This window comes from Mesorhizobium sp. XAP4 (assembly GCF_029269325.1).
Taxonomy (GTDB): Bacteria; Pseudomonadota; Alphaproteobacteria; order Rhizobiales; family Rhizobiaceae; genus Mesorhizobium; species Mesorhizobium ciceri.
Genome location: NZ_JARIXW010000001.1, coordinates 149,440 through 171,625, shown reverse-complemented (window position 1 = coordinate 171,625; position 22,186 = coordinate 149,440). Strand labels below are relative to the sequence as shown.

General features: G+C 64.1%; 21 protein-coding genes and 1 pseudogene. 14 read left to right on the top strand and 8 right to left on the bottom strand.

Annotation, left to right across the window (positions count from 1 at the left end; genetic code table 11):
* Positions 1–128: 128 nt before the first annotated feature.
* The gene (locus P3C39_RS00870; protein WP_013530065.1) at positions 129–668 is read right to left on the bottom strand and encodes a tetratricopeptide repeat protein; all 540 of its coding nucleotides are present in this window, start codon (positions 666–668) and stop codon (positions 129–131) included.
* Positions 669–811: 143 nt separating this feature from the next.
* Here P3C39_RS00870 and P3C39_RS00865 point away from each other — a divergent pair, with 143 nt between their 5' ends.
* From P3C39_RS00865 to P3C39_RS00850, 4 genes are all read left to right on the top strand, one after another.
* Positions 812–1,237, top strand: coding sequence for a DUF3775 domain-containing protein (locus P3C39_RS00865; RefSeq protein ID WP_013530064.1), 426 nt, complete (start codon positions 812–814; stop codon positions 1,235–1,237).
* A gap of 102 nt (positions 1,238–1,339) precedes the next feature.
* Positions 1,340–2,503 (top strand): extensin family protein, encoded by a 1,164-nt coding sequence (locus P3C39_RS00860; RefSeq protein WP_275952451.1) that lies wholly within the window; start codon positions 1,340–1,342, stop codon positions 2,501–2,503.
* A 116-nt stretch (positions 2,504–2,619) separates the two neighbouring features.
* The gene (locus P3C39_RS00855) at positions 2,620–3,426 is read left to right on the top strand and encodes an extensin family protein (RefSeq protein WP_275952450.1); all 807 of its coding nucleotides are present in this window, start codon (positions 2,620–2,622) and stop codon (positions 3,424–3,426) included.
* 74 nt (positions 3,427–3,500) lie between these two features.
* A complete protein-coding gene (locus P3C39_RS00850; RefSeq protein WP_063168816.1) occupies positions 3,501–4,208 on the top strand; it encodes an LssY C-terminal domain-containing protein in 708 nt (235 codons plus the stop codon).
* A gap of 11 nt (positions 4,209–4,219) precedes the next feature.
* On the opposite strand, the gene P3C39_RS00845 is transcribed toward P3C39_RS00850, so the two are convergent.
* Entirely contained in the window at positions 4,220–5,242 is a 1,023-nt protein-coding gene (locus tag P3C39_RS00845; protein ID WP_275952449.1) for an NAD(P)-dependent alcohol dehydrogenase, read from the bottom strand.
* Between the two features lie 127 nt (positions 5,243–5,369).
* Here P3C39_RS00845 and P3C39_RS00840 point away from each other — a divergent pair, with 127 nt between their 5' ends.
* Together P3C39_RS00840 and P3C39_RS00835 are read left to right on the top strand one after the other, a co-directional pair.
* Positions 5,370–6,284, top strand: coding sequence for a LysR family transcriptional regulator (locus P3C39_RS00840; protein WP_027162120.1), 915 nt, complete (start codon positions 5,370–5,372; stop codon positions 6,282–6,284).
* Between the two features lie 75 nt (positions 6,285–6,359).
* Complete coding sequence (locus P3C39_RS00835; protein ID WP_024504164.1) at positions 6,360–7,670, top strand: hemolysin family protein; 1,311 nt, start codon at positions 6,360–6,362, stop codon at positions 7,668–7,670.
* A 28-nt stretch (positions 7,671–7,698) separates the two neighbouring features.
* Here P3C39_RS00835 and P3C39_RS00830 read toward each other — a convergent pair whose 3' ends face one another.
* On the bottom strand, positions 7,699–7,941 hold the full coding sequence (locus P3C39_RS00830; protein ID WP_127366201.1) for a DUF1127 domain-containing protein: 243 nt from the start codon (positions 7,939–7,941) through the stop codon (positions 7,699–7,701).
* A gap of 139 nt (positions 7,942–8,080) precedes the next feature.
* Between P3C39_RS00830 and P3C39_RS00825 the strand changes: the two genes are divergently transcribed.
* The gene (locus tag P3C39_RS00825; protein WP_275952448.1) at positions 8,081–9,589 is read left to right on the top strand and encodes a winged helix-turn-helix domain-containing tetratricopeptide repeat protein; all 1,509 of its coding nucleotides are present in this window, start codon (positions 8,081–8,083) and stop codon (positions 9,587–9,589) included.
* 44 nt (positions 9,590–9,633) lie between these two features.
* On the opposite strand, the gene P3C39_RS00820 is transcribed toward P3C39_RS00825, so the two are convergent.
* Positions 9,634–10,230: a CGNR zinc finger domain-containing protein gene (locus P3C39_RS00820; protein WP_275952447.1), complete on the bottom strand. Its 597-nt coding sequence runs from the start codon at positions 10,228–10,230 to the stop codon at positions 9,634–9,636.
* Here P3C39_RS00820 and P3C39_RS00815 point away from each other — a divergent pair.
* On the top strand, positions 10,229–11,257 hold the full coding sequence (locus tag P3C39_RS00815; protein WP_275952446.1) for an alpha/beta hydrolase: 1,029 nt from the start codon (positions 10,229–10,231) through the stop codon (positions 11,255–11,257). The two genes, P3C39_RS00820 and P3C39_RS00815, sit on opposite strands and share 2 nt — an antisense overlap.
* Before the next feature lie 10 nt (positions 11,258–11,267).
* Here P3C39_RS00815 and P3C39_RS00810 read toward each other — a convergent pair whose 3' ends face one another.
* The gene (locus P3C39_RS00810; protein ID WP_013530053.1) at positions 11,268–12,194 is read right to left on the bottom strand and encodes a DMT family transporter; all 927 of its coding nucleotides are present in this window, start codon (positions 12,192–12,194) and stop codon (positions 11,268–11,270) included.
* 192 nt (positions 12,195–12,386) lie between these two features.
* On the opposite strand from P3C39_RS00810, the gene P3C39_RS00805 reads away from it, so the two are divergent.
* Positions 12,387–13,283 carry an MBL fold metallo-hydrolase gene (locus tag P3C39_RS00805; RefSeq protein ID WP_346016424.1) on the top strand — a complete coding sequence of 299 codons (897 nt, stop codon included), beginning with the start codon at positions 12,387–12,389 and terminating at the stop codon, positions 13,281–13,283.
* Positions 13,284–13,343: 60 nt separating this feature from the next.
* Here the strand turns inward: P3C39_RS00805 and P3C39_RS00800 are convergent, their stop codons facing one another.
* Positions 13,344–13,949, bottom strand: coding sequence for an NADPH-dependent FMN reductase (locus P3C39_RS00800; protein WP_013530052.1), 606 nt, complete (start codon positions 13,947–13,949; stop codon positions 13,344–13,346).
* Positions 13,950–14,038: 89 nt separating this feature from the next.
* On the opposite strand from P3C39_RS00800, the gene P3C39_RS00795 reads away from it, so the two are divergent.
* Positions 14,039–14,407, top strand: coding sequence for a helix-turn-helix domain-containing protein (locus P3C39_RS00795; RefSeq protein ID WP_024504168.1), 369 nt, complete (start codon positions 14,039–14,041; stop codon positions 14,405–14,407).
* A gap of 151 nt (positions 14,408–14,558) precedes the next feature.
* Here P3C39_RS00795 and P3C39_RS00790 read toward each other — a convergent pair whose 3' ends face one another.
* On the bottom strand, positions 14,559–14,762 hold the full coding sequence (locus P3C39_RS00790) for a hypothetical protein (protein ID WP_081714341.1): 204 nt from the start codon (positions 14,760–14,762) through the stop codon (positions 14,559–14,561).
* Positions 14,763–14,983: 221 nt separating this feature from the next.
* Between P3C39_RS00790 and P3C39_RS00785 the strand changes: the two genes are divergently transcribed.
* The 4 genes and pseudogenes from P3C39_RS00785 to P3C39_RS00770 all read left to right on the top strand — a co-directional run bounded on the left by P3C39_RS00785 (position 14,984) and on the right by P3C39_RS00770 (position 21,423).
* On the top strand, positions 14,984–15,721 hold the full coding sequence (locus P3C39_RS00785) for a response regulator transcription factor (RefSeq protein ID WP_275952445.1): 738 nt from the start codon (positions 14,984–14,986) through the stop codon (positions 15,719–15,721).
* Positions 15,722–15,771: 50 nt separating this feature from the next.
* Positions 15,772–17,526, top strand: coding sequence for a 7TM diverse intracellular signaling domain-containing protein (locus P3C39_RS00780; protein ID WP_275952444.1), 1,755 nt, complete (start codon positions 15,772–15,774; stop codon positions 17,524–17,526).
* A gap of 65 nt (positions 17,527–17,591) precedes the next feature.
* Positions 17,592–21,029, top strand: a pseudogene (locus P3C39_RS00775) (autotransporter domain-containing protein); the annotation flags it as partial.
* Entirely contained in the window at positions 20,950–21,423 is a 474-nt protein-coding gene (locus P3C39_RS00770; protein WP_346016423.1) for an autotransporter domain-containing protein, read from the top strand. The pseudogene P3C39_RS00775 and the gene P3C39_RS00770, both read left to right, overlap by 80 nt.
* 14 nt (positions 21,424–21,437) lie before the next feature.
* Here P3C39_RS00770 and P3C39_RS00765 read toward each other — a convergent pair whose 3' ends face one another.
* Positions 21,438–21,833: a hotdog domain-containing protein gene (locus tag P3C39_RS00765; RefSeq protein ID WP_013530049.1), complete on the bottom strand. Its 396-nt coding sequence runs from the start codon at positions 21,831–21,833 to the stop codon at positions 21,438–21,440.
* Positions 21,834–22,186: the final 353 nt, after the last annotated feature.

Sequence of the window (22,186 nt, the reverse complement as noted above, 5' to 3'; positions counted from 1 at the left end):
TCACGCCCAAAAATCGGTTTTGCTAAAATCATCCCCGTTTTCATCAGTCGGGGGCGATGAATGAGACCGGGGGCAACAGAAAACGGCCGCGATCGCTCGCGGCCGCTTGGAAGAGCCCTGGGATCTTTTCAGCTTCTCATGAAATGGTCGATCTGCTCGGCCAGCATGCCATATTCACGCGAACCCTTGCCGGTCCGCTTCTCGATTTCCATCAACTGCTGCTGGGCGCCGGCCAGATCGCCGATCTGCAGATGCGCTTCGCCGAGATATTCGCGCACCAGCGTGTAGTTCGGATCGATGCGCAGCGCTTCCTCGTAATAGCCGAGGCCGACGGTGACGCGGCCGGAATGGCGGTGCGAATAGCCGAGATAGTTGAGGATGCGCGGATCCTGCTTGTTGGCGGCGAGGCTGAGCACGGCAATCGCCTCGTCATAGCGCCCGGCCATCGCCAGCGCGTGGCCTGCATCATAGATGCTGTCGTCGTCGAGCATGCCTTCCTGGGGCGCGACGCACTTTTTCTTCTTCTTGTCCCAGACCTGGCCCTTCTTGCACTGGGTGACGGTTTCGTCACCGCCGCTGCCGCCGCTGCCGGCGGCGTACACGGGAACAGCGAGGAACTGCAGCGCGAGAAGCGCGGTCGCAGCCTGGATCAGCATTCTTTTATGCATCGAAACCTCCTGGAGGGGTGAGAATGCAATACTAACGCCGGTCGGCTTGCGTTTCATCCCGGAAAAATGCGGGCGGGAGAACATCAGGTGACGGATGCCGCAAATCCGCTATCATCCGGCAAACGACCTGAGGGAGACGGCCCTTGCAGCGGCGGCTTGAAAAGGACTGGGAGCTTTCGATCGGCCCCGACACGGTGCGCCTGTTCATCCTCAAGGCCAAGGCACTGAGTGCGGCCGTCAATGAAGACTATGCCGATGGCGCCGAGCACGAGGTCGAACTCGACGGCGAGTCCCATGTCAACCATCACCATGACGGCCTTGCCGAGGAAAGCTCCGAGAACCTGACCGAAGAAGAGCTGCGCGAGCTGATCAACGACCTCAATGTCGACGAAGCAGCCGAGCTGATCGCGTTGGCCTGGGTCGGTCGCGGCGACTACGACGCCACCGAATGGGCGGACGCGCTGGCCGCCGCGCGCGAACGCGCCAACAAGCGCACCGCGAAATACCTGCTTGGCATGCCGCTGCTCGCCGACTGGCTGGAGGAAGGGCTGGAAGCGATCGGTGCGTAACGGAGCGGTTACCGTTCGTGATGCGGCCAAGGCAACCACCTTGCGTCGGCGCCGTTGAGGGCGATGGGGTCGATCGTCTTTTCCCGAATGTGCAGGATTGCGTTGACCGTGGCCGTCACGGCCTTGCTGGTGATGCCGGTCGAGGCGAGACATCGCCATCGGCATCACCAGCCCCCGACGCCGCGGGTCGAGCAGCCGCTGACACCACGAGCCGACCAGCCCCTGAAACCAAGGGGCGGAAAGCGTTTGAAACCACGGCGCCACCGGCAGGTCACGCCAAAGCAGACACAGCAGAAAACGCAGACATCGCTGCCCTCGCCTGCCGATGTTCCCGTGCCCGAACCCGGCACTCCGATAACCCAACCCGGCATTCCGGTGCCCGAACCACGCCCGGCGGACGCACCAAAGGCTGAAGCTGCAAAGACCGAGGAGCAAAAGCGCGTAGGGCCGAAAGCCGCGGAAGCGCCCGACCGTTTCAAGGAAGAAAAATCCCACCAGGAAAAGCAGGCACGTCCCGAGCCATTGGCTCCGGAGCCATCAACCGGGGAAAACGAGCCGGAGCCGCCGGACGTCGCGCCAACGCCGACACGAAAGCCTGACATTGCAGAACCCGAGGCCCAGCCGCCAACCGTCGCCCCGCAGCCACCGCAAAAGCCGGCGGACGCGGACGAGGAGAAGATGCTGCCCGATCCGCGCTCGGCCGACGTGCCAGATGAAAAAATGCCGGCCGAGGAAGTCGCATGCCGCGAACGGCTAAAGACGCTCGGCGTCGAATTCGAAGAGCACAAGGCGGAAAGCCAGCCCGAAATCGGCTGTTCGATTCCCTACCCCATCGTGCTGAAGACCCTTGGAAAGTCGATCGCGATTGCCCCTGGAACCGAGCTCAACTGCAAGATGGCCGAGGCAACGGCGCATTTTGCCGCCGATGTCATCCAGCCGGCGGCGAAAGCCGAATTCGGTGCGGACCTGAAATCGATCGGCCAGGCATCGGCTTTTGTCTGCCGGCCACGCAACGGCACACGAAAACTGTCGGAACACGCGTTCGGCAACGCGCTCGACATCGCCAGCTTCACGCTGTCGGACGGCAAGAAGATCGAGGTCGGCCCGGCGCCGCCGGAGAAAGACGCCAAATTCCTCAACAATGTTCGCAAGGCCGCCTGCGGACCCTTCAAGACGGTGCTCGGCCCAGGCGCCGACGCCGATCATTCCCTGCATTTCCATCTCGATCTCGAACCGCGCCGTCATGGCGGAACGTTCTGCCAGTGATCATGGCTGATCCAGGCCGCGTGCCGCAATTCGGCCGCAGGCATGAACGCGGACGCTGAGTTTTCCTTTACCCTTGATCGTTAAAATGCCGGATATCCATCAACGGGATTCCGCCAATGGCCGGCAAATTTCGGGCCGTGTTTTTCGCCACCGCGCGCCAGTCAAAATATGCAGCAATGCTGACCGCGGGTCTGGCGCTGGCGGCGCTTTCCGCCTGCAACACCGGCAGTGTGCTGTCGCTGCAGCCGGCCGTCGACGTCGGCGCGCAGACGGCTGCCGTGCCGCAATATGCCGGCATGCAGAAGCTTGTCCCTTCCAATCCGTACATGACGCAGGCCGCTTATCCGCGCATGGACGAGCCGATGTCGCCCGTCGAGCAGATGCCGGCCAGCGAAACCGACTGCCGTCAGCAATTGAAGCGCCTCGATGTCGTCTACACCGATCTGGCGCCGATCCATGAAGGCCAGTGCGGCATCGATTATCCGGTCAAGGTCTCGGCCATCGGCAACATCCAGATGAAACCCGCCGCAACCCTGACCTGCGACATGGCAGCTACCTTTGCCGGCTGGACGAAGAACGAACTCGTTCCCTCCGCCCGCTGGCGTTATTTCTCCGGCGTCAAGATCATACACCAGGGCTCCAGCTATTCCTGCCGCCGGATTGCCGGCGAAGGCGTCCTGTCCGAACACGGCAAGGGCAATGCGCTCGACGTCATGAGCATCGAGCTCAACAATGGCGACGACATCGACGTGCGCAAGCCCGGCCTGTTCGCCTTCCGCACCCGTGGCTTCCTCAACAATGTGCGCGCCGACGGCTGCCAGTACTTCACCACCGTGCTCGGCCCCGGCTACAATTACGACCACCGCAACCATTTTCATTTCGACATCAAGAACCGCAAGAACGGTTATCGCGCCTGCCGTTAGATCGGTGCCGGGTATCCTTTGCCTGAATGCCATGACAACGCCTAATGTGATGCAGGAACATTTGAGCGGCATTCATGGGTCAACGAAGCGTTCGGCGACGCATTATGATCTGGGCGGCGACCTTGTTGGCCGCGTATCTGGCGCTCGCCTATTTCGCCGCACCGGAATTCTGGACGTTCCGCGATCGAGGTTTTCGCACGCATCGCTTCGAGATGCTGACGCACACGCCGCAAGGCATTCCGGGCGACCCGATCAATGTCGGCCTTGTCGGCACGCAGAAGGAGGTGGTCCACGCCTTTGCCGTTGCCGGCTGGGACACCGCCGACGCCGTCACCCTGAAGACCGCGATCGAGATCGGTGAAAGCGTGCTGTTCGACCACCCCTATCCCGATGCGCCGGTCAGCAGGCTGCTGTTCGATGGCCGTGCCCAGGATCTCGCCTTCGAAAAGCCGGAGGGCATCAGCGCCGATCGACGGCATCATGTCCGCTTCTGGCAGACCGATGCAAGCGGCGACGATGGCCGGCCGCTGTGGCTGGGCTCGGCCAGCTTCGATCGCGGCGTCGGCTTCAGCCACGACACCGGCGCCGTCACCCACCATATCGGCCCCGACATCGACGCCGAGCGCGATTTCCTGATGCGCGACCTGGCCACTGCCGGCATGCTGCTCTCGACCAGCGACATATCGGGCGTCGGCGCCACCAAGGCGGGACGCAATGGCGGCGGCGATCCCTATTTTACGGACGGCGAGGCAATTGTCGGCGTGTTGAAGCAGTTGCCATGACATCGCAAAAGTCAGGTCGTGGTGATCACGATCTTGCCGAACGGCCCTTTCTCCAGATGTTGCAAGGCCTGCGGCACCTCATCGAAGCCAAAGACCTTGTCGATGACCGGCTTGATCGCCAGCGCCTCGATCGCCTGATTCATGCGCTCGAAAGCACGGCGATGGCCGATCGACAGGCCCTGCACGGTGATGCGGTTGCGCATGAAGGGCAGGATGGGAAAGCTGAGCTCCATCGCGCCCAGCAGGCCGATGATCGACAGCCGGCCGTCGGCGGCCAGCGCGTTCAGAGATCGCCGTGCATTGTCGCCGCCGACCATTTCCAGCACGTGGTTCACGCCCAGCCCGTTCGTCAGCTCACGCGCGGCATCGTCCCAGGCCGGTTGCGTGCGGTAGTTGATCCCTTGCCAGGCGCCAAGCTTTCTCGCCCGCTCAAGCTTTTCATCGCTGCTTGAGGTGACGATGGCGCGCAGGCCGAACGCAGTGGCGAACTGCAGCGCAAACAGCGACACGCCGCCGGTGCCCTGGATCAGAATGGTCTGACCCGGCACCGGTTTGGTCGCCTCGGCCATGGCGAACCAGGCCGTCAGCGCCGCGATCGGCAATGTCGCGGCCTCGATGTCGCCGAGCGACGGCGGCGCCAGCACCGCGGCGTCCTCGCCGAAGATGACATGATCGGAAAGCATGCCCGACAGCGACGACCCCAGCGTGTGCTTATGCAGCACCGGCGGTGCGTCGCCATCCGGCCAATCGGCGATCACCTGGCCAAGCACGCGCTGGCCGACCTGAAAGCGGCTGACCGCACTGCCGACGGCCACCACTTCGCCCACCGCGTCGGATGTCGGCACGAAGGGAAAGGCAAGGTCGGGGATCAGCACGCCGTCCACGATCATCTTGTCCTTGTAGTTGAGCGATACGGCCTTGGTCCGCACCAGCAAATCGTGCGGCCCTGGCTCGGCCACCTTGCCTTCCACCTGGCTTAGCCTCGACAGGCCAAAACCGCTCATCTGCCAGGATCTGTTGATTGGGGTGCTCATGTCGTCTCGCGCTCCGTGCATTGATGCCAGGCGAGACATTTATGCCTTTCGACTATAGAAAATAGTGCTTCCGTGCGGTATAATTTGACACTGATTGCGGACTAAAAGTCGACAATAGGAAATTGCCATGGAAACGGCCGACCTGCAAGGCACCGTTGCGTTTGTTCAGGCGGTGGAGGCCGGCAGCTTCACTAGCGCCGGCGAGCGGCTGCATGTGACGAAGTCGGCGATCGGCAAATCGATCGCGCAGCTGGAGCAGAGGCTCGGCGTTCGCTTGCTGAACCGCACCACCCGCAGTCTCAGTCCGACCAGCGAAGGCATCAGCTACTATGAAGCCTGCGTCCGGGCCCTGGCCGAGATCGAAGCCGCACAGTCGCTGCTCGCCTCGCGTCGGCAGGTCCCGTCTGGCCGGCTTCGGGTCGACGTGCCGCTGGCCTTCGGCCGACGTTGCGTCGCCCCGGTGCTGTTCGAGATTTCGAGGAAATTTCCGGACCTGACGGTGGAAGTCTCCTTCAATGACCGCCGCGTCGACCTGATCGAGGAGGGCATCGACCTGGCGATCCGCATGGGCGAACTCGATGACAGCCTGTCGCTAGCGGCCAGGCGCCTCTACGCTCAGCGCTCGGCCATATGCGCGGCTCGCGACTATCTCGACAGGCATGGCCGGCCGCAATCGGTCGAGGATCTCGCCGATCACAGCGTCATTGGCTACGGTCGCGAGGGCATCGTCCGCCCCTGGGTGATCAGACATTCCGACGGCCACCTCGCAACCTTCGTGCCCAAGGCGCGGCTCGTTCTCGGCCATGGCGAACCGATGCTGGATGCGGCGCTCGCCGGCTGCGGCATCGCCTTCCTGCCGACATGGCTGGCCGCCGACAGCCTCAAAAGCGGCGATCTCGAAATGGTGCTGTCGGAATGCCTGGTCGAGAACATCGTCGTGCATGCCGTCTGGCCGGTGACGCGCGCGCTCACGCCAAAGGTGCGGGTTGTCGTCGACGCCCTCGTCGAACATTTTTCGGCGCCGCCCTGGGATGCCGCGTGAGCGAAATACCGGTCATTTCTCAAAAATCACGCCGGACTATTTTCGAAGACCGCGCCACAATGCTATTGACCGCTCATGTTATACGTCGAAATCGCTATCGTGGTCGTCCTCATCTGCGTGAACGGCCTTTTGTCGATGTCCGAGCTCGCCATCGTCTCGTCGCGCCCGGCCAGGCTGAAAGCGATGATCGACCGCGGCACCAATGGCGCCGGCCGCGCCCTTGATCTTGGCTCAAATCCCGGCAAGTTCCTGTCCTCGGTGCAGATCGGCATCACCTTGGTCGGCGTCCTCTCCGGCGCCTTTTCCGGCGCCACGCTCGGCGAACGGCTGGCGCAGTTCCTGGCTTCGACCGGCATCCGCGAGACTGTCGCCGACCCGCTAGGCGTCGGCATCGTCGTTGCTATCATCACCTATTTCTCGCTGATCGTCGGCGAGCTGGTGCCCAAGCAGATCGCGTTGCGTGATCCCGAGCGGGTCGCAGCCAGGGTCGCTCCGGCGATGACCATCCTCGCCACGGTCTCGGCGCCGCTGGTCTTCCTGCTCGACTTCTCCGGCCGCACCATATTGTGGCTGCTCGGCCAGCGCGGCGAAAGCGAGGAAAAGGTCACCGACGAGGAGATCAAGATGCTGGTCGCCGAGGCCGAGCATCACGGCACCATCGAATCCGACGAGCGGCGCATGATCGCCGGCGTCATGCGGCTTGGCGACCGCGCCGTGCGCGCGGTGATGACGCCGCGCACCGAAGTCGACTGGATCAATCTGCAATCCGACGAGGCGGCCATCCGCAAGCTGCTCATGGAAACCCAGCATTCGCGCCTGCCGGCAGGCGACGGCGGCGTCGACGTCATGGTCGGCGTCGTCCAGACGCGTGATGTGCTGGCCGCACTGCTTGCCGGCCGCGTGCTCGATCCGCGCAGGCATGTGCGCGCAGCCCCCATCGTCTACGACCAGGCCGACGCGCTCGATGTGCTGCAGAAGCTAAAGGAATCCGACGTGCCGATGGCGCTGGTGCATGACGAATACGGCCATTTCGAAGGCATCGTCACCCCGGCCGACATTCTGGAAGCCATCACCGGCGTGTTCCGCGCCGACACCGACGCCGGCGACGAGGAAAACGCGGTCAAGCGCGAGGACGGCTCGTGGCTGCTCGCCGGCTACATGCAGGCCGACGAGATGGCCGACATTCTCGGCATCGACCTGCCGGAAAACCGCGATTACGAAACCGTCGCCGGCTATGTGCTGTCGCACATGCACCATCTGCCGGCGACTGGCGAGTGCGTCGACGCGCAGGGCTGGCGCTTCGAGGTGGTCGATCTCGACGGCCGCCGCATCGACAAGCTGATCGCCACCCGCCTGGCCGGCGCCCCTCGCGAGGCGGTGCGCTGACGGTCGACGCGATTTGCGGCATTTCGCTCTATCGTTCCCAGAAGGACTTGGCGATCTCTTCCTCGACCTGCTGTATCGTCAGGCCGATATCGTCGATCAGATGCGGATTGTCCTTCGACATTTGCCTGAGCTGCCAGCGAAAGCGTATGCGCTCGCGCCAGGTCCGATCGTGCCAGCTCGCGATGATGCTTCGCAGGGTCTTCAGGAGCCGGCGCGATGCCGGCCGCACGGGCGTTCCCGGCCGCGCTGCACAAGTGAGGGTATTGGTCATGGCAACCTCCATATGGTTTGAGGGCCTGGGGCTCTCGATGAGGTTGAATTCTGCGCGATACGGACGGCGCCGTAATTAAGCCCTCCCAAATAGTTCCCAAAACTTCCAAACGAGCCAGAGCGGCCCTATAGATGCGCCTATGCAGGGATCGCGTTTTGCCTTTGGTCCGTTCGTGCTTGATCCGCGTGCGGGAACGCTGCTTCGGAACGATGTCCCCGTTGCCGTCGGCTATCGCGGGCTGAGCCTGCTTGCGGCACTCGTCGGGCGGCCCGGCGAAATCCTCGGAAAAGCCGAACTGATGGACGCCGCGTGGCCGGGCACGGCCGTCGAGGAAGGCAATCTCACCGTCCAGATCGCGCAGCTGCGCAAGCTGCTTGACCCCGTCGGCGACAACGGCGAATGGATATCCACCGTTCCGCGCGTCGGCTACCGTTTCACGGGGGCCGTCGAACAGCTGGGCGAGGCCAGGCGAAAACCCTTGCCGCTGCCCGACAAACCGTCGATAGCCGTGCTGCCCTTCGTCAATTTCAGCAACGATCCCGAGCAGGATCCCTTCGTGGATGGGTTGACGGAAGACCTGATCACCGACCTGTCCAGAATCTCCGGCCTGTTCGTCATCGCCCGCAACTCGACCTTTGCCTACAAGGGAAAAGCGATGGACGTGCGCGAGATCGCCGGGGATCTTGGCGTGCGCTACCTGTTGGAAGGCAGTGCAAGACGCGCCGCGGGGCGCGTGCGCATCAACGCACAGCTGGTCGACGCCATGAGTGGCGATCATCTGTGGGCGGAACGCTTCGATCGCGGCCTGGAGGATATCTTTGCCGTTCAAGACGAGGTGACAGCCAAGATCGTGGAAGCGCTGCTTGGCCGGCTGCGCGCGCCGCCGCCGCGCAATCGGCCGCGAAATCTGGAGGCCTACGACCTCTGCGTGCGGGCGCGAAAGCTGATCGACGACTCGCCGCAGATGGCGCAGGAAGCGCATCTGATGCTGACGCGCGCGGTGTCGCTCGATCCTGATTATGCCGAGCCCTATCGTTGGCTTGCCATGAACCACTGGATGGGACAGGTGCATTGGGGCGGACCAACCGAGGCTGCCCGCAGCGTTGCCCTGGAACTGGCGCGCAAGGCGGTGGCGATCGATCCCAACGACGCCGGTTGTCGCTGGATCCTGGCTTATCTGCTTGCTTATGAGCGCAGCTTCACTGAAGCGGATGCGGAATTCGCCAAAGCGATCGAGCTCGACCCGAACGAGGCCGACACCTGGGCGGCATTGTCCGACATCGCGGTCCTGGCCGGACGGGTCGAAGAGGGCCTCGAGCACATCGGCAAGGCGTTCCGGCTGAACCCGTTTCCGGCGAGCTGGTACTATCTGACGCTCGGCCAGGCGCAATATGCGGCGCGCGACTACCAAGCCGCTATCGAGACGTTGCGCCGTGACGAGACCTATCGCACAAGCTCACGCCGTTTCCTGGCGGCAAGCATGGCCCAACTCGGCCGGCTCGACGAGGCGCGCGCAGAGGCTGAACTGTTCCTCGTCGGCAACCCGCATTTCACAACCCATCACTGGGCGACGACCGAGCCATTCCGCGACGCCGCTACGCTCGAGCATTTCGTCGATGGTTTTCGCAAGGCCGGTCTTCCGGAGTGACGCGCCGGCATCCGGCCGCCCGCAGCAAAGGCGACGTGGTGGGTCTAGACGTCGGCATGATCTCGGTGGCGCGACACCTTCTCGCGGTTGCCGCAGGTGCGCATGCTGCACCAGCGCCGCTTGCCACCTCGCGACGTATCGAGGAAAAGCCAGCCACAGCGAGGGCAGGAATGCAGCCTGTCGCGCGGCAGGGTGAAGAACGCTTGGATGGACAGCATGGCCAGCAACGCGGTGACGGCGTCCGGATCGCGCCACCGGCCAAGGGCAAGCTCCGGCCTGGTGCCATCCAGCTCGATAGACCCGGCGGCAAGCGAGCTTGCCGTGCGCGAGAACAACACGCCGAGCGGTTCGACCGCAGACGGTTTGCCCGCGGCGATTGGATCGAAAACCTGAAATGACGCCTCCCGCATTTCGCGGACCCCTTCCACGAACCGCCCATCCGCTATCTCGGCAACGGCCTGCGCCTGGCGATCGTCGGCAAGCCCTGAGGCGCTGAACCAGTTCGCAACATCCCGGACGGACTTGAAGAGTTCATTGTCTGCTGCCGGCGCCCGCCGGTCGAACACGGCGTTCGACAGGTCCAAAGCGGGATGCCCGCCTATGAAGTGATCCGGTACCCATTCGGTGTATGCATCGCCCATGGAACATAACCTCATTAACCGGATTATACGGTTACATGATGTAACCACTATCATACGGATACGTGGTGTCAAAGCCAGCGCGTCGCCAGATCGGCGCGGAACCCCTGGGAGGGAGAGGATGTGCAGCAATCGTTACAAGACCCGCCACGAAACCATCAATGTCGACGGCCTCGACATCTTCTACCGTCATGCCGGCGATCCCGGCAGACCGGCAATCCTGCTGCTGCACGGATATCCGACTTCGTCGCACGTCTATCGCAATGTCATCGAACCGCTGGCGGAGACAGCCTATGTGGTGGCGCCGGATCTGCCCGGTTTCGGCTTTTCGTCCGCCCCTTCCACCGATGCCTATGACTACACGTTCGACAACCTGGCCAGCACGATCGAAGCCTTCATCGAGGCCCTCGGCCTCCAGCGATTCTTCCTCCACATCACTGACTTCGGCACGCCCGTCGGCTATCATCTCGCCACACGGCGGCCGGATCGCATCCTCGGCCTGATCGCCCAGGACAGCAACGCTCACGACGAGGGGCTGGGACCGGAATGGGACGCGCCGAAGGCGTTCTTCGCCGAACCGACTGAAGAAAACCGCGCCAAACTGCCGGACTGGATGAATTTCGAGGGGACCCGAAACCAATATATCGGCGGTCTCCCCGAGCGTCTGAAAGTGTTGTTTCCGCCCGAGGGTTGGTATCTCGATACGGAGCGCCTGGCGAGGCCCGGCAACACCGACATTCAGTTCGAACTCTTCACCGATTATGGCTCGCACATCGCGCGCTTCCCGGCCATCCAGGCCTATCTCCGCGACCAACAGCCAGCATGCCTGGTGCTGTGGGGGCGCCACGACGCCTTCTTCGCGCTGGACGAGATCATGGCCTACAGCCGCGACCTCGACGCCGTCGAAATCCATGTCTTTGAGAGCGGGCACATGCTTCTCGAAACGCATCATCGCCAATGCGCGGCTCTCATCGCTCACTTCATGCACGAGGTGGAGACTGGGGTATTTCGCGATCCGGCGGGGCGTTGAACGTCGACGCTCAAACCGCCACTTCGATGGGCTCGGCAAGCCTGGGATTGGCCCGCGCGGCGATCAGGCAGCCGGCGACGATCAGGCACGCTCCCGTCAGCGTGGTCCAGGTCGCCTCCTCGCCGAAGAAGAACCAGCCAAGCGCGACCGCCCAGATGAAGGCCGAGTATTCCGTCGGGATCAGATATTGCGCTTCGGCGCGGGCGTAGGACCAGCTCATCAGGAATTGCCCGGCGAGCGACAGCACCGTCACCCCGGCCAAAGGAAGCCAAAGATCGCTCGGCAGGGCGACGGCAAGCCAGGGTGCCGCGAGGCCGAGCAGGATGGCAACGCAAAGGTTCTGGAACAGCATGATCTCGATCGGCTTGGCCAACTGCGCCTGTTGCCGGGCGAGGATCAGATTGTATCCGTAGAACACCGTCGACACGAGCACCGCTGCCGTGCCGAGCATGGCGTCCTGCGAATAGTCTGCCTGCCCGAACTGGCCGGCCATGATGATGGCGACGCCGGCGATGCCGGCCAACGATGCCCAGACAGCCTGGCGTCGGATCCGTTCGCCCAGCAGCAGCGCGGCGAGAAACAGCGCAAACAAGGGCGCCACGAAGCTGAGCCCGATCGCCTCCGCGAGCGGCAGCCTGGCCAAGCCCCAGAAGAAGGATATCAGCACGACGCCGACAATTGCGGCACGCAGCGCATGCAGCCTCAGCACCGGAATGGTCGGCTTTAAGCGTGGTCCCGCCAACCAGGCTGCGCCCGCGACCACGGCCGCGACCATGCTGCGCCACAGCAAGGTGTTGTAGACCCCGACCGCGATGACCAGGATCTTCATCGCCGCATCCATCCCGGACAGCAGGAAGATCGCAAGCGCGCATACGAGCACCGGGATCATCGGGGAAACGGCGCCGGTCAGGCTGGATGTCTTCACGGCTTCACTCATGTGACGGATCGCAGCCGGATATATCAGGGCAAAGGGCGCGACCAGATGGCAGCCCGGTCGATGTAGCAGTCCAACCCCGATTGGGCCGAGGCTATCGCGACATCAGGGTATCAGCACCATGCCGGCGAGTTGAACGAAACGGACCGCCGCGCCGACTGCATCATCCGGCCACGGCAGGCGACGCACGCACCCATGGCACAGATCGAATTGACGGGGCGGGTTGCCGACGCGGCTGGCCCGTCGCATGTTGCCGGTTGTCTGCAGAACGGATCGGAAAAAATGCACCGCATGGCTTCGGGCGACCTTTATCAGACCTACGATCTTGGTGACTTGCGCATCACCTCCTTGCGCGATGGCTATGTCGACATGCCGATCGGACGGCTTCGGCAACCCGGCGACAAGCCATTTGGCGATGAATTGCCGCAACAAGTCGCATTGGTTGGTGGTCAACTCAGACTGTCCGTCAATGCCTTCGCGATTGACGATGGATACGGAATCATCCTGATCGATACCGGTGCCTCGAACGCTTGGCATCCCACCATGGGCCGACTTCCCGAGGCGCTGGACGAAGCTGGCATCGATGCCGGACGAGTCCGTGCCGTCTGTTTCACCCACACCCATCTCGACCACATCCATGGTCTTGTGCTTGCCGACGGCCGCGACGCTTTCCCGCGCCTGGCGCGTTTGCTCGTTCCCGGGGAAGAACTCGGCTTTTTTCGCGCCGAAGCGCGGCTCGAACGATTTCACGGCATGGCGGAACCCTTCGAAGCCGGAGACCGTATCGGGACACATGTCGACATTGTCGAAGCCCATGGCCATGAAGCGGGACACAGCTGCTTTCGTGTTTCGAGCGGTGGCGAACGCATTCTGATTTGGGGCGACACCGTTCACGTCCCATCGCTTCAGTTCGATCGACCTGAGGTGACGTGGGAATTCGATGCCGATCAGGACCAGGCGCGCGAAAGCCGGTTGCGGTTGCTGGCGCTTGCTGCCGACGATCATTGTTTCGTTGCCGGCGCGCATCTGGATTCGCCCGGTGTCGGCCGCGTCGTCCGATCCGGTGCCAGCTTTCGATTCGAGCCGCTATAATTGAAAAAGGGCGGCGCAAGCGCCGCCCCGGATCCTTGGGAGGATAATTCGAACCGGCGGTCAGGCCGCCTTGACTTCCTCGGCGACGGCGTCGGCCTGACGCGCTGCCTTGAGCACCTTGGCCCACCAGGCAACGTCGTTGACCAGAGCCGTGGCGGCCTGGTTCAGATGCTCGAGGTCTTCCAGCTTCTTCTCGCCCTGGCGGACGGCGAGGAAATCGCCCCAGGCGATATGGACGGCCGACTTGACCGGCGCCATCTGCAATTCGACGGCATGAAGGCGGAGCTGTTCGACGGCGCGAGCGCCACCGACGCTGCCATAGCCGACGAAGCCGGCCGGCTTCTTGTTCCATTCATTGGCGGCGTAGTCGATGGCATTCTTCAGCACCGCCGTCGGGCCGTGATTGTATTCGGCGGCGGTGAAGATGAAGCCGTCGAATTCGGCGACCTTCTTCTGCCAGCGCTGTGCCACTTCGTTCTGCGACGGCGCCCATGCGGAGGATGCGACCTCGTCGAAGAACGGCAGCGGGAAGTCGCGAAGGTCGACGATCTCGACATCGATGTCGGCATGCGACTTGGCGATCTTGGCGATCCACTGGGTTGGCACATCGGCGAAACGAGCGGCGCGCGTCGATCCGACGACGATGGCAATTTTGGGTTTGGACATAAGGGCTCTCCTTGCACGAAGTACTGGTATCATTTGGATACCTGCGCTATATGAGATACTGCAAACGCGATGCACAAGAAGGCACTTTTTTGTTACCGAGGCACCCACACCGCTCTGAAGACTGCCGCGCCATCTCGGAAATCCTGCAGCGCGTCGGCGACAAATGGACCGTTCTGGTCGTCGGCAAGCTGGGCGACGGACCGCTGCGTTTCAACGAATTGCGCGCAGCCGTCGGCGGCATCTCGCAGAAGATGCTGACCACCACCTTGCGCGGGCTGGAGCGTGACGGCTTCGTCACCCGCACCGTGTTTCCAACCATTCCGCCGCGCGTCGATTATGAGCTGACCGAGCTCGGCCACGAGCTGCTGATCCCCGTCAGCGCACTGAGCGAATGGGCGCGCGCCAACACCATGCGCGTCAAGGCGGCGCGCGAAAAATTCGACGGCGCCCGCGTCTGAAACCCTTTCGCCGCAAGGGATTCAGCCCCGCACGCAACATCCGGCTTGTCTGATCGGAAATTCTATCTCGGCTGCGCGGATCGTTGAACCGAATGCACGCGCCGGTTTGGCTGGCGGATTGCCGCTCATGCGGTCCCCTGACGGCTGCCGCTCAGGCTCCTGATGCGCGCACATCGCATCGCGCGGCGGCACAGGTATCACACCGTGCGCCCCGCTCGCCAGGAGCCTGTCCTCCACGCGTGCAGGCGACGCGCGAGATGTCTTCCTTCACCTCCGCGTAAGCGGTCACGCCGAGCAGGCAGGTCGTCGCGACCAGGGCCGCCACGAGCCAACCGTTCAGCAGATGTTGACGCATTGTCTCTCCTCCGATTGCAGCAGGATCGGGCATGGAGGCAACCGTTGGATGTCACGAAACAGGTCCGCCACATGGCCCCTGTTACAAACGGCCATACCCGGCTCGCTCTACCTGATCCCAGCTATGTCGGCGGCAACCGATCCATGGCAGACTGGGTACGATCGGTTGGGTATTTTCCGCCCGGCTGCTACAGGTGAAAGCCGCCATTCGCGTCGAGGTTCATGTCGTCCAAGGAACATCCCGCCATCGACCTGCCATCGGAAGCACTGCTGCCGAGCCCGCTGCTTGTCGTCGAGGACGAGCCGATGATGCAGGTGCGGTTGCGCTCGATCCTGAGGGGCCTTGGCTACGCTCAGGAGGAGCTGTTTTTCGCCGGGTCGATCGCGCAGGCCAAGGCCCTGCTCGTCGACCAACCCTTCGCCATGACGCTGGTCGATGTCGGCCTGCCCGATGGCAACGGCATCGACCTCATCGGCTCCCTGCACGAGCACGACGCGGCGCTGCCGATTCTCGTCATCTCGGCCTGGAGCAACGAAAACACCATCCTCGAAGCCCTGCATGCCGGAGCGACCGGCTATCTCTTGAAGGAGCGCGACGACGTCGAGCTGTCACTTTCGATCCGCAGCACCATTCGCGGCGGCGCGCCGATCGATCCCTTCATCGCCCGGCGCATCCTGGAACTGGTGTCGGCGCCGGCGTCATCCGGGCGCGCCCGTTCCTCCACCGACAGGCCGGGGCGCGGCAAGCCCGCGCTTGCGCCGCCGCCTCCCTTGACGCCGCGCGAGGTCGAGATCCTCAACCTCGTTGCCAAGGGGCTTACCAATCGAGAGATTTCGGGGGTCCTTTCCCTTTCCAGGTTCACGGTCGAATGCCACATTCGCAACATCTACAAGAAGCTGTCGGTCAAATCCCGGACGGAAGCGATTTTCGAGGCGCGGTCGCAAGGCTTCTTGCCCTGATATTCCTGCTCCTCGCGCCGGGCGGCATCGCCCTCGGCGCCGACGGGGCCGTGCCGTTCAAGACGATCGAGGCCGTTCGATCCGGCTGGGACGCCGCCGCGCCGCCGGCCGCCGGCTGGACCAGCGTGACCTTGCCCGATGACTGGGCGACGCGCTGGCCCGGTTTCGACGGCGTGGTCTGGTATCGCCTCACCTTCGACAGGCCCGACGCGGCCGAGCCGCTAGGCCTCGCGCTGAACTACTGGACACTGGCCGGATCGATCTCTGTCAACGGCGCGGAACTCGGCCGCGACGAATTCCTCGTCGAGCCGTTGACGCGCTCATGGAACGTGCCCCGCTACTGGCAGCTCGCTTCCCCGGTCCTGCATGCCGGCACCAACACGCTGCTGATCAGGGTCTCGGGCCTAGCGCCGTACCAGCCAGGCCTTGGTCCGGTCCTGATCGGCCCGCCTTCGGCGACGCGTGCCCATTTTGTCCAGCAATTCTGGATTCGCCGCGAACTGCCGGTCTTCTATCTCGGCGTCACCGCGGCGCTTGGCACCTTTTTCTTCGTCGTCTGGCTGCTGCGCCGAAGCTTGAAGGCCTATGGCTGGTTCGCCCTGATGACGATTGCGTGGTTTTGCTATTCGCTCAATTTCGTGGTGACGAGCCCCTGGCCGTTCGGGGCGACCGACACCTGGCAGCGTTTTATCATGCTCTCCTTCATGGTCATGGCCGCCGCCTTCGTGCTGTTTGTCATCCGCTTTGCCGAGCGCCGCTTTCCCAGGGGGGAAGCCGTGCTGTGGGCCGCGCTGGCGATCGGCGCCGCGGCCCTGTTTGCCACGCCGCATTCCCAACTCGGCCCGATGCTCAACCTGCTGGCCTTGTTGTGGTCGCTGCTTTACATCGGCGCCTGTTTCCTGTCGATCGGCCTGACCTGGCGCAGCAATCGGCTGGACCACATCGTCCTTCACATCGTCAACGCGCTTACCATCGTGGCCATCCTGCATGACCTGATGACCTATCTCGGCATCCTTCTTGGCAATGTCTACTACGTCACGCTGACATCCCACTTTCAGATGGTCGGCATGGCGCTGGTGCTGGCCTGGAACTTCGTCGCCAATATGCGCCGCATCGAGGGGTTCAACGATGAGCTCACGGCCAAGATCGAAACCGCCAGGGAAGAACTCGGCCTCACGCTGCATCAGCAGCATGAGGTCACCCTGGCCAACACCAGGCTGGCCGAGCGCGTCTCCCTTTCCCACAATCTGCACGATGGCATGGGCGGCACCCTGGTCAATTCGATCGCCATGCTGGAGCATGCGCCGCAGAACCTGCCGGCCGATCGCTTCCTGTCCGTCCTCAAGGAACTGCGCGACGAGTTGCGGGTCATCATCGACACCGCCGCCGACGACCAGACGGGCGGCCAGTCGCTGGCCGAGTGGATCGCGCCGCTGCGCCGCCGCCACACGCTGGCATGCGAAAGCCGCGACATCGATTGCGTGTGGAACCTGACCGGGCTGGAGGACTGCCACCTGTCGCTCGCGCGAAGCCTCGATCTCGTCCGCATCCTGCAGGAAGGCCTGACCAACGTGCTCAAGCACAGCCAGGCAAGCCGCGTCGTCATCGACCTGCACCGGCGCGGCGAGACGCTGAGCCTGGCCATAAACGACAATGGCGTCGGCTTCGATGCCGCCTCGCAAGCGCCCGTCCCGGGCACCGGCCTGCGCTCGATGCGGGCACGGGCCGGACGGCTGGGCGGTACGCTCGACACGCGGTCGCGGCGCGGCGAAACCGTGCTGGCCTTGCATGTGCCCGCGGCCTGACCGGCCGATCCCGGCGCGGCGGGCATAGCTAGTTTCAACGATACCCGCCCTTGGTCTCGGGTGCTATGCCCGGGGACATGCACGACTGCGTCGGTGCTGATCTGGGGAGCTTGGCCTTGACAGGAATTGCCATCGTCTCGAAGCGAAGCCTGCTGCGCTCGACCGCTCTCGCGACCTGCCTCCTGGCCCCCCTGGCCTGGAGCCCCGCCATGGCCGACGGTGCTGGCGGACATGGCGCGACCAACTCCGCGGGCCGGGGCGGCGGCCAGGGTGGTAGCGGGAGCGGCGCAGGCGCAGCCGGAACCGGCGGCACCGGGGGAGTTTTGGGCGACGGCGGCAGCAGCGGCAGCAATGGCAGTGTGGCCGGTTCCGGCGGTTCCGGCGGAACCGTCCGCGTCGACGGTGCCGACGGTGGCGTCGGCAGTTCCGCTGCCACCCTGATCAACGATGGCGGCTTCATCACGGGCGGCGGTGGCGGTGGCGGCGGCAGCAACGGAGGTGTCGGCGGCAATGGCGGCAATGGCGTCGCCTCATCCGTAGACGATGCTTCTCTCGCCAACAGCGGCGGTCGTATCGTTGGCGGCGGCGGCGGCGGCGGCGGTGCCGGTGTTGCCGATAGCGGCGGCGGAGGCGACGGCGGCAGCGGCGCCATGTTCTCTGGAGCCCATATTGCCTTGATCAACAGAGGCACCATTGCGGGTGGTGGTGGCGGTGGTGGCGGCTATTCGCGTGGCACCGGCGGTGGTGGTGGCAGCGGCATCGTCATGTCGAGTGGCGGCACGATCGACAACAGCGGCACCGTGCAGGGCGGCACAGGTGGCGCCAGCGGCTATTCCGATCAACGCTACCTTGCCGGATCCGGAGGGGTCGGCATTGCCGGGGCTGGCCTCACCGTGACCAACAGCGGCACCATCGCCGGTGGATTCTCGATCGACGGCAACGGCCCCCAGGCTGATGCGATCCGGTTCAGCGGCGGCGTCAATACGCTGGAGCTGCGGGCCGGCTCGGCGATCAGCGGCACTGTGGAGGCCTTCAGCGCGGCCGACACGTTGAGGCTCGGCGGGAACGTCGACAGCAGCTTCGACGTCTCAGGCGTCGGACAGCAATACCAGGGTTTCGGCATCTACGAAAAGACCGGCAACGGCACATGGACCTTGACCGGCAGCACCAGCGCGGTGACGTCGTGGACCGTCGACCAGGGCACATTGAGGATCGGCGGCGACTGGTCGCTGGGCGATGTCTCGGGCGCCCTGACCTTGAACGGCGGCGCGCTGCAGGTGACCGGCAATCCGCTCAACTTCACGCTGGAGCGCCAGATAATCCTCGGCGCAAGCGGCGGCACGTTCGATGTCGGCGCCGGCAAGAACCTCATCCTCGACGGCGTCGTTTCGGGTGACGGGCAACTCGCCAAGACCAGCGCCGGCATGCTGACGCTGAACAGCGCCAACAGCTATTCGGGCGGCACGGCGGTGCGCGGCGGCGGCCTTGTCGTGACGGCGACAGGCGCGCTCGGCGACGGACTGGTCGCCATAAACTCCAACGGAAGCGGGGGATGGGCCAAGCTCTATTTCTCGGGCAACGACGCCGCCAATCCGGTCAGTGCCGAGGATCTCTCGATCACCGTCGGGTTGGGCGACCTCAACTTCCTGCGCAATGCGACCGCCGGCGCGGCCACCATCATTCTGGCGAAGGACGGCACTGGCGGGCTCAATTTCAGCACCGGAACCGATGCCGGCACGGCCAGCATCATCAACCAGGGCGGCGGCTCGGTCACCTTCACAGGAGCAAGCGCCGCCAATGCTACCATCGTCAATGACGGCCTGGGCATACCGTATTATTTCAGCAGGACGACCTTCGACGACGATTACTCAAGCAATGTATCTTCCTCCGCCGGGGACGCCACGATAACCAACCGGAATGGCGGCTCGACCATTTTCTACGGACATTCGGACGGCGGAACGGCGACGCTGGTCAACGAGGCCGGCGGCACGCTCGATTTCCAGCAGGCATCGCAGGCGGCTGATGCAACCATCCTCAACGGCGCCGGCGGCAGCGTGCTGGTTCGCTTCCGCAACCAGGACTCCGTGCTCGATGTCGGTTCGCTGTCTGGCGACGGGGCCATACTAATCGACGATTCACAGCTGGCGCCGCAGCTTTCGCTCGGCGCGCTCGGTCATGACGACGTCATCGGCGGCACCATTTCCGGAAACGGCTCTCTGACCAAGACCGGCGCGGGCAAGCTGACGCTCAACGGACAGAACAGCTATGCGGGCCTGACTACCGTCGACATGGGAACGCTGGTGGTGGGCGACGCCAGCCATGGCACAGCGAGCCTCGCCGGCGATGTCACGGTGGATTCCGGCGCGCGCCTTGGCGGCATCGGCACCATGGGCGGCAATGTCACCATCCTCGGCACGCACGGCGTCGGCAATTCCATCGGCGTCCAGGCGGTCGGCGGCAACTATGTCAATCATGGCGTCCTGGAGGTCGAGGCGACCCCATCCGGCGCCGACAGGCTGATCGTCGGCGGCACGGTCGACATATCAGGCGCCACGCTCAACCTGGTCCTGACGCCGGCGACAGCCGAGAGCTGGAACCTGCGCAACGGGCCGTACACGATCATCCAGAACAATGGCGCTGCCGATGTCGCCGGCACCTTCGCCTCCGTCGGCAACCTCAACGACCTTCTCTTCCTCGACCATCTCATCAACTACAAGGGCGGCGACGGCAACGACATCACCCTCGCCTTGGCGCGCAACGACGTCGCGGTCGCCAACGTCGCCACCACCCGCAACCAGTTCGCGACCGCCGGAGCCCTCGATCGGCTGGGCGAAGGCAATGCGCTTGCATGGGCCATGCTGCTCATGACCGACAAGGACGCAGCGCGCCTGGCGCTGGATGCCGCGTCGGGCGAGGTTCATGCCTCAGCCAAGGGGATGCTGATCGAGGACAGCCGCTTCGTCGCCGATGCCGCAACCGCCCGCGTCCGGGCGGCCATGGGCGACGTCGCCGCTCCCGCCATGCCAGTGATGGCTTATGGCGAGGGCGGCCCGGAGCTGGTCGAGGCTGACACCAGCCGTTTCGTCGTGTGGGGGCAGGCTTTCGGCTCCTGGGGCACGGCGAGCGGCGACGGCAATGCCGCCGGCCTCGACCGCTCCACCGGCGGCTTCCTCGCCGGCGCCGACACCGTGATCGGCGAAGCCTGGCGGGTCGGCCTGCTGACCGGCTACAGCCACGCCAGTTTCGACGTCGACGATCATGCCTCTTCCGGCTCCAGCGACACCTATCACATCAGCCTTTATGGCGGTAGACAGTGGGACGGCCTCGGCCTGCGCGGCGGCGTCGCCTACAGCTGGAACCGGATCGACACCAGCCGCAACGTCGTCGTTCCAGGCTTCGTCGATGCGCTGACGGCGAAATACGATGCCGGCACCGCGCAGGTCTTCGGTGAGGCCGGCTATCGCCTCGAGACGCGCATGGCTGCCTTCGAGCCCTTCGCCAGTCTCGCCTATGTCAACCTCCACACCGACAGCTTCACGGAAAAGGGGGGCGCCGCCGCACTCATCCGCTGCCTCGACCACCGAGACCACCTTCACCACGCTCGGCTTGCGGGCCTCGGCCGGCTTCGACCTCGGCGGAATGCAAGCAACCGCGCAGGGTACGCTCGGCTGGCGTCATGCCTTCGGCGACACCACGCCGACCGCAGACATGGCCTTCGCCGGTGGCGACCTCTTCACCATTGCCGGCGTGCCGATCGCTAGGGATACAGCCATCGTCGGGGCCGGGCTCGATTTCCGGATCGCCGACAGCACCACGCTGGGGATCAGCTACTCCGGTCAGTTCGGGAAGAAGGCGGCCGACCAGGGCGTCCGCGCCACGATGGAAGTGCGGTTCTGATTTTTCGGCTTGCGTCAGCCTTCGGCGGGAACCGCTTTCGGCTTGCCCTCGCCATCCAGCGCCACCATGACGAAATCGGCATGGGTGACCTTCTCCATCAGGTCGGAGAGGTAGCGCTGCGCCCAGGCTTCGACCTTGAGCGTCATCGAGGTGCGGCCGACGCGCTCGACATGCGTGTAGATGCACAGCGTGTCGCCGATCTTCATCGGCTTGGCGAACGACATCTCTTTCACCGCCGCCGTCACGACGCGGCCCTTGGCGCGCTCGGCGGCGCGGATGCCGCAGGCCAGATCCATCTGCGCCATCACCCAGCCGCCGAAGATGTCGCCCGCCGCATTGGCGTCCGAAGGCATGGCCAGGGTGCGCAGCGTCAGATCGCCAAGCGGCCGTCCTTCAGCGTAGTGCACCATGCGAGAAATCCTTCGAGACTGGCTGCCCTCGATCCCGTATCGTCACGGCGCCAGAAGGTCAACGAGCCACGGCATGGCCACAGGCTCGGACTGGCAAAAGACCTGCGACAGCCGGCGCGCGGTGTCGGCAGCCTTTTGCCGGGCAGCTTTTTCACGATAGGAATTTTTTCTTGACTGGGTGCCCTCAGCTATGGTACATTTTTGCCTATGGTGCTGATTTGCGCCGGTGACCCGCCGCACAGGCGGTTTTTTCGTTTGCTCCGTCAGCCAACACACCGGCGAAGGTTTCCGAGGACCGGTTAACCCCGAGTTCGTAGACCCTGGGCATGGCCATGGGACGGCAGTTCGCATCA

Coding starts and splice junctions, on each gene's coding strand:
- P3C39_RS00850 (WP_063168816.1), top strand. CDS start 3,501: ATGGGTCAACGAAGCGTTCGGCGACGCATTATGATCTGGGCGGCGACC.
- P3C39_RS00870 (WP_013530065.1), bottom strand. CDS start 668: ATGCATAAAAGAATGCTGATCCAGGCTGCGACCGCGCTTCTCGCGCTG.
- P3C39_RS00840 (WP_027162120.1), top strand. CDS start 5,370: ATGGAAACGGCCGACCTGCAAGGCACCGTTGCGTTTGTTCAGGCGGTG.
- P3C39_RS00835 (WP_024504164.1), top strand. CDS start 6,360: ATGTTATACGTCGAAATCGCTATCGTGGTCGTCCTCATCTGCGTGAAC.
- P3C39_RS00825 (WP_275952448.1), top strand. CDS start 8,081: ATGCAGGGATCGCGTTTTGCCTTTGGTCCGTTCGTGCTTGATCCGCGT.
- P3C39_RS00785 (WP_275952445.1), top strand. CDS start 14,984: ATGTCGTCCAAGGAACATCCCGCCATCGACCTGCCATCGGAAGCACTG.
- P3C39_RS00855 (WP_275952450.1), top strand. CDS start 2,620: ATGGCCGGCAAATTTCGGGCCGTGTTTTTCGCCACCGCGCGCCAGTCA.
- P3C39_RS00765 (WP_013530049.1), bottom strand. CDS start 21,833: ATGGTGCACTACGCTGAAGGACGGCCGCTTGGCGATCTGACGCTGCGC.
- P3C39_RS00815 (WP_275952446.1), top strand. CDS start 10,229: ATGGAACATAACCTCATTAACCGGATTATACGGTTACATGATGTAACC.
- P3C39_RS00790 (WP_081714341.1), bottom strand. CDS start 14,762: ATGCGTCAACATCTGCTGAACGGTTGGCTCGTGGCGGCCCTGGTCGCG.
- P3C39_RS00770 (WP_346016423.1), top strand. CDS start 20,950: ATGCCGGCACCGCGCAGGTCTTCGGTGAGGCCGGCTATCGCCTCGAGA.
- P3C39_RS00845 (WP_275952449.1), bottom strand. CDS start 5,242: ATGAGCACCCCAATCAACAGATCCTGGCAGATGAGCGGTTTTGGCCTG.
- P3C39_RS00800 (WP_013530052.1), bottom strand. CDS start 13,949: ATGTCCAAACCCAAAATTGCCATCGTCGTCGGATCGACGCGCGCCGCT.
- P3C39_RS00830 (WP_127366201.1), bottom strand. CDS start 7,941: ATGACCAATACCCTCACTTGTGCAGCGCGGCCGGGAACGCCCGTGCGG.
- P3C39_RS00810 (WP_013530053.1), bottom strand. CDS start 12,194: ATGAGTGAAGCCGTGAAGACATCCAGCCTGACCGGCGCCGTTTCCCCG.
- P3C39_RS00820 (WP_275952447.1), bottom strand. CDS start 10,230: ATGGGCGATGCATACACCGAATGGGTACCGGATCACTTCATAGGCGGG.
- P3C39_RS00805 (WP_346016424.1), top strand. CDS start 12,387: ATGGCACAGATCGAATTGACGGGGCGGGTTGCCGACGCGGCTGGCCCG.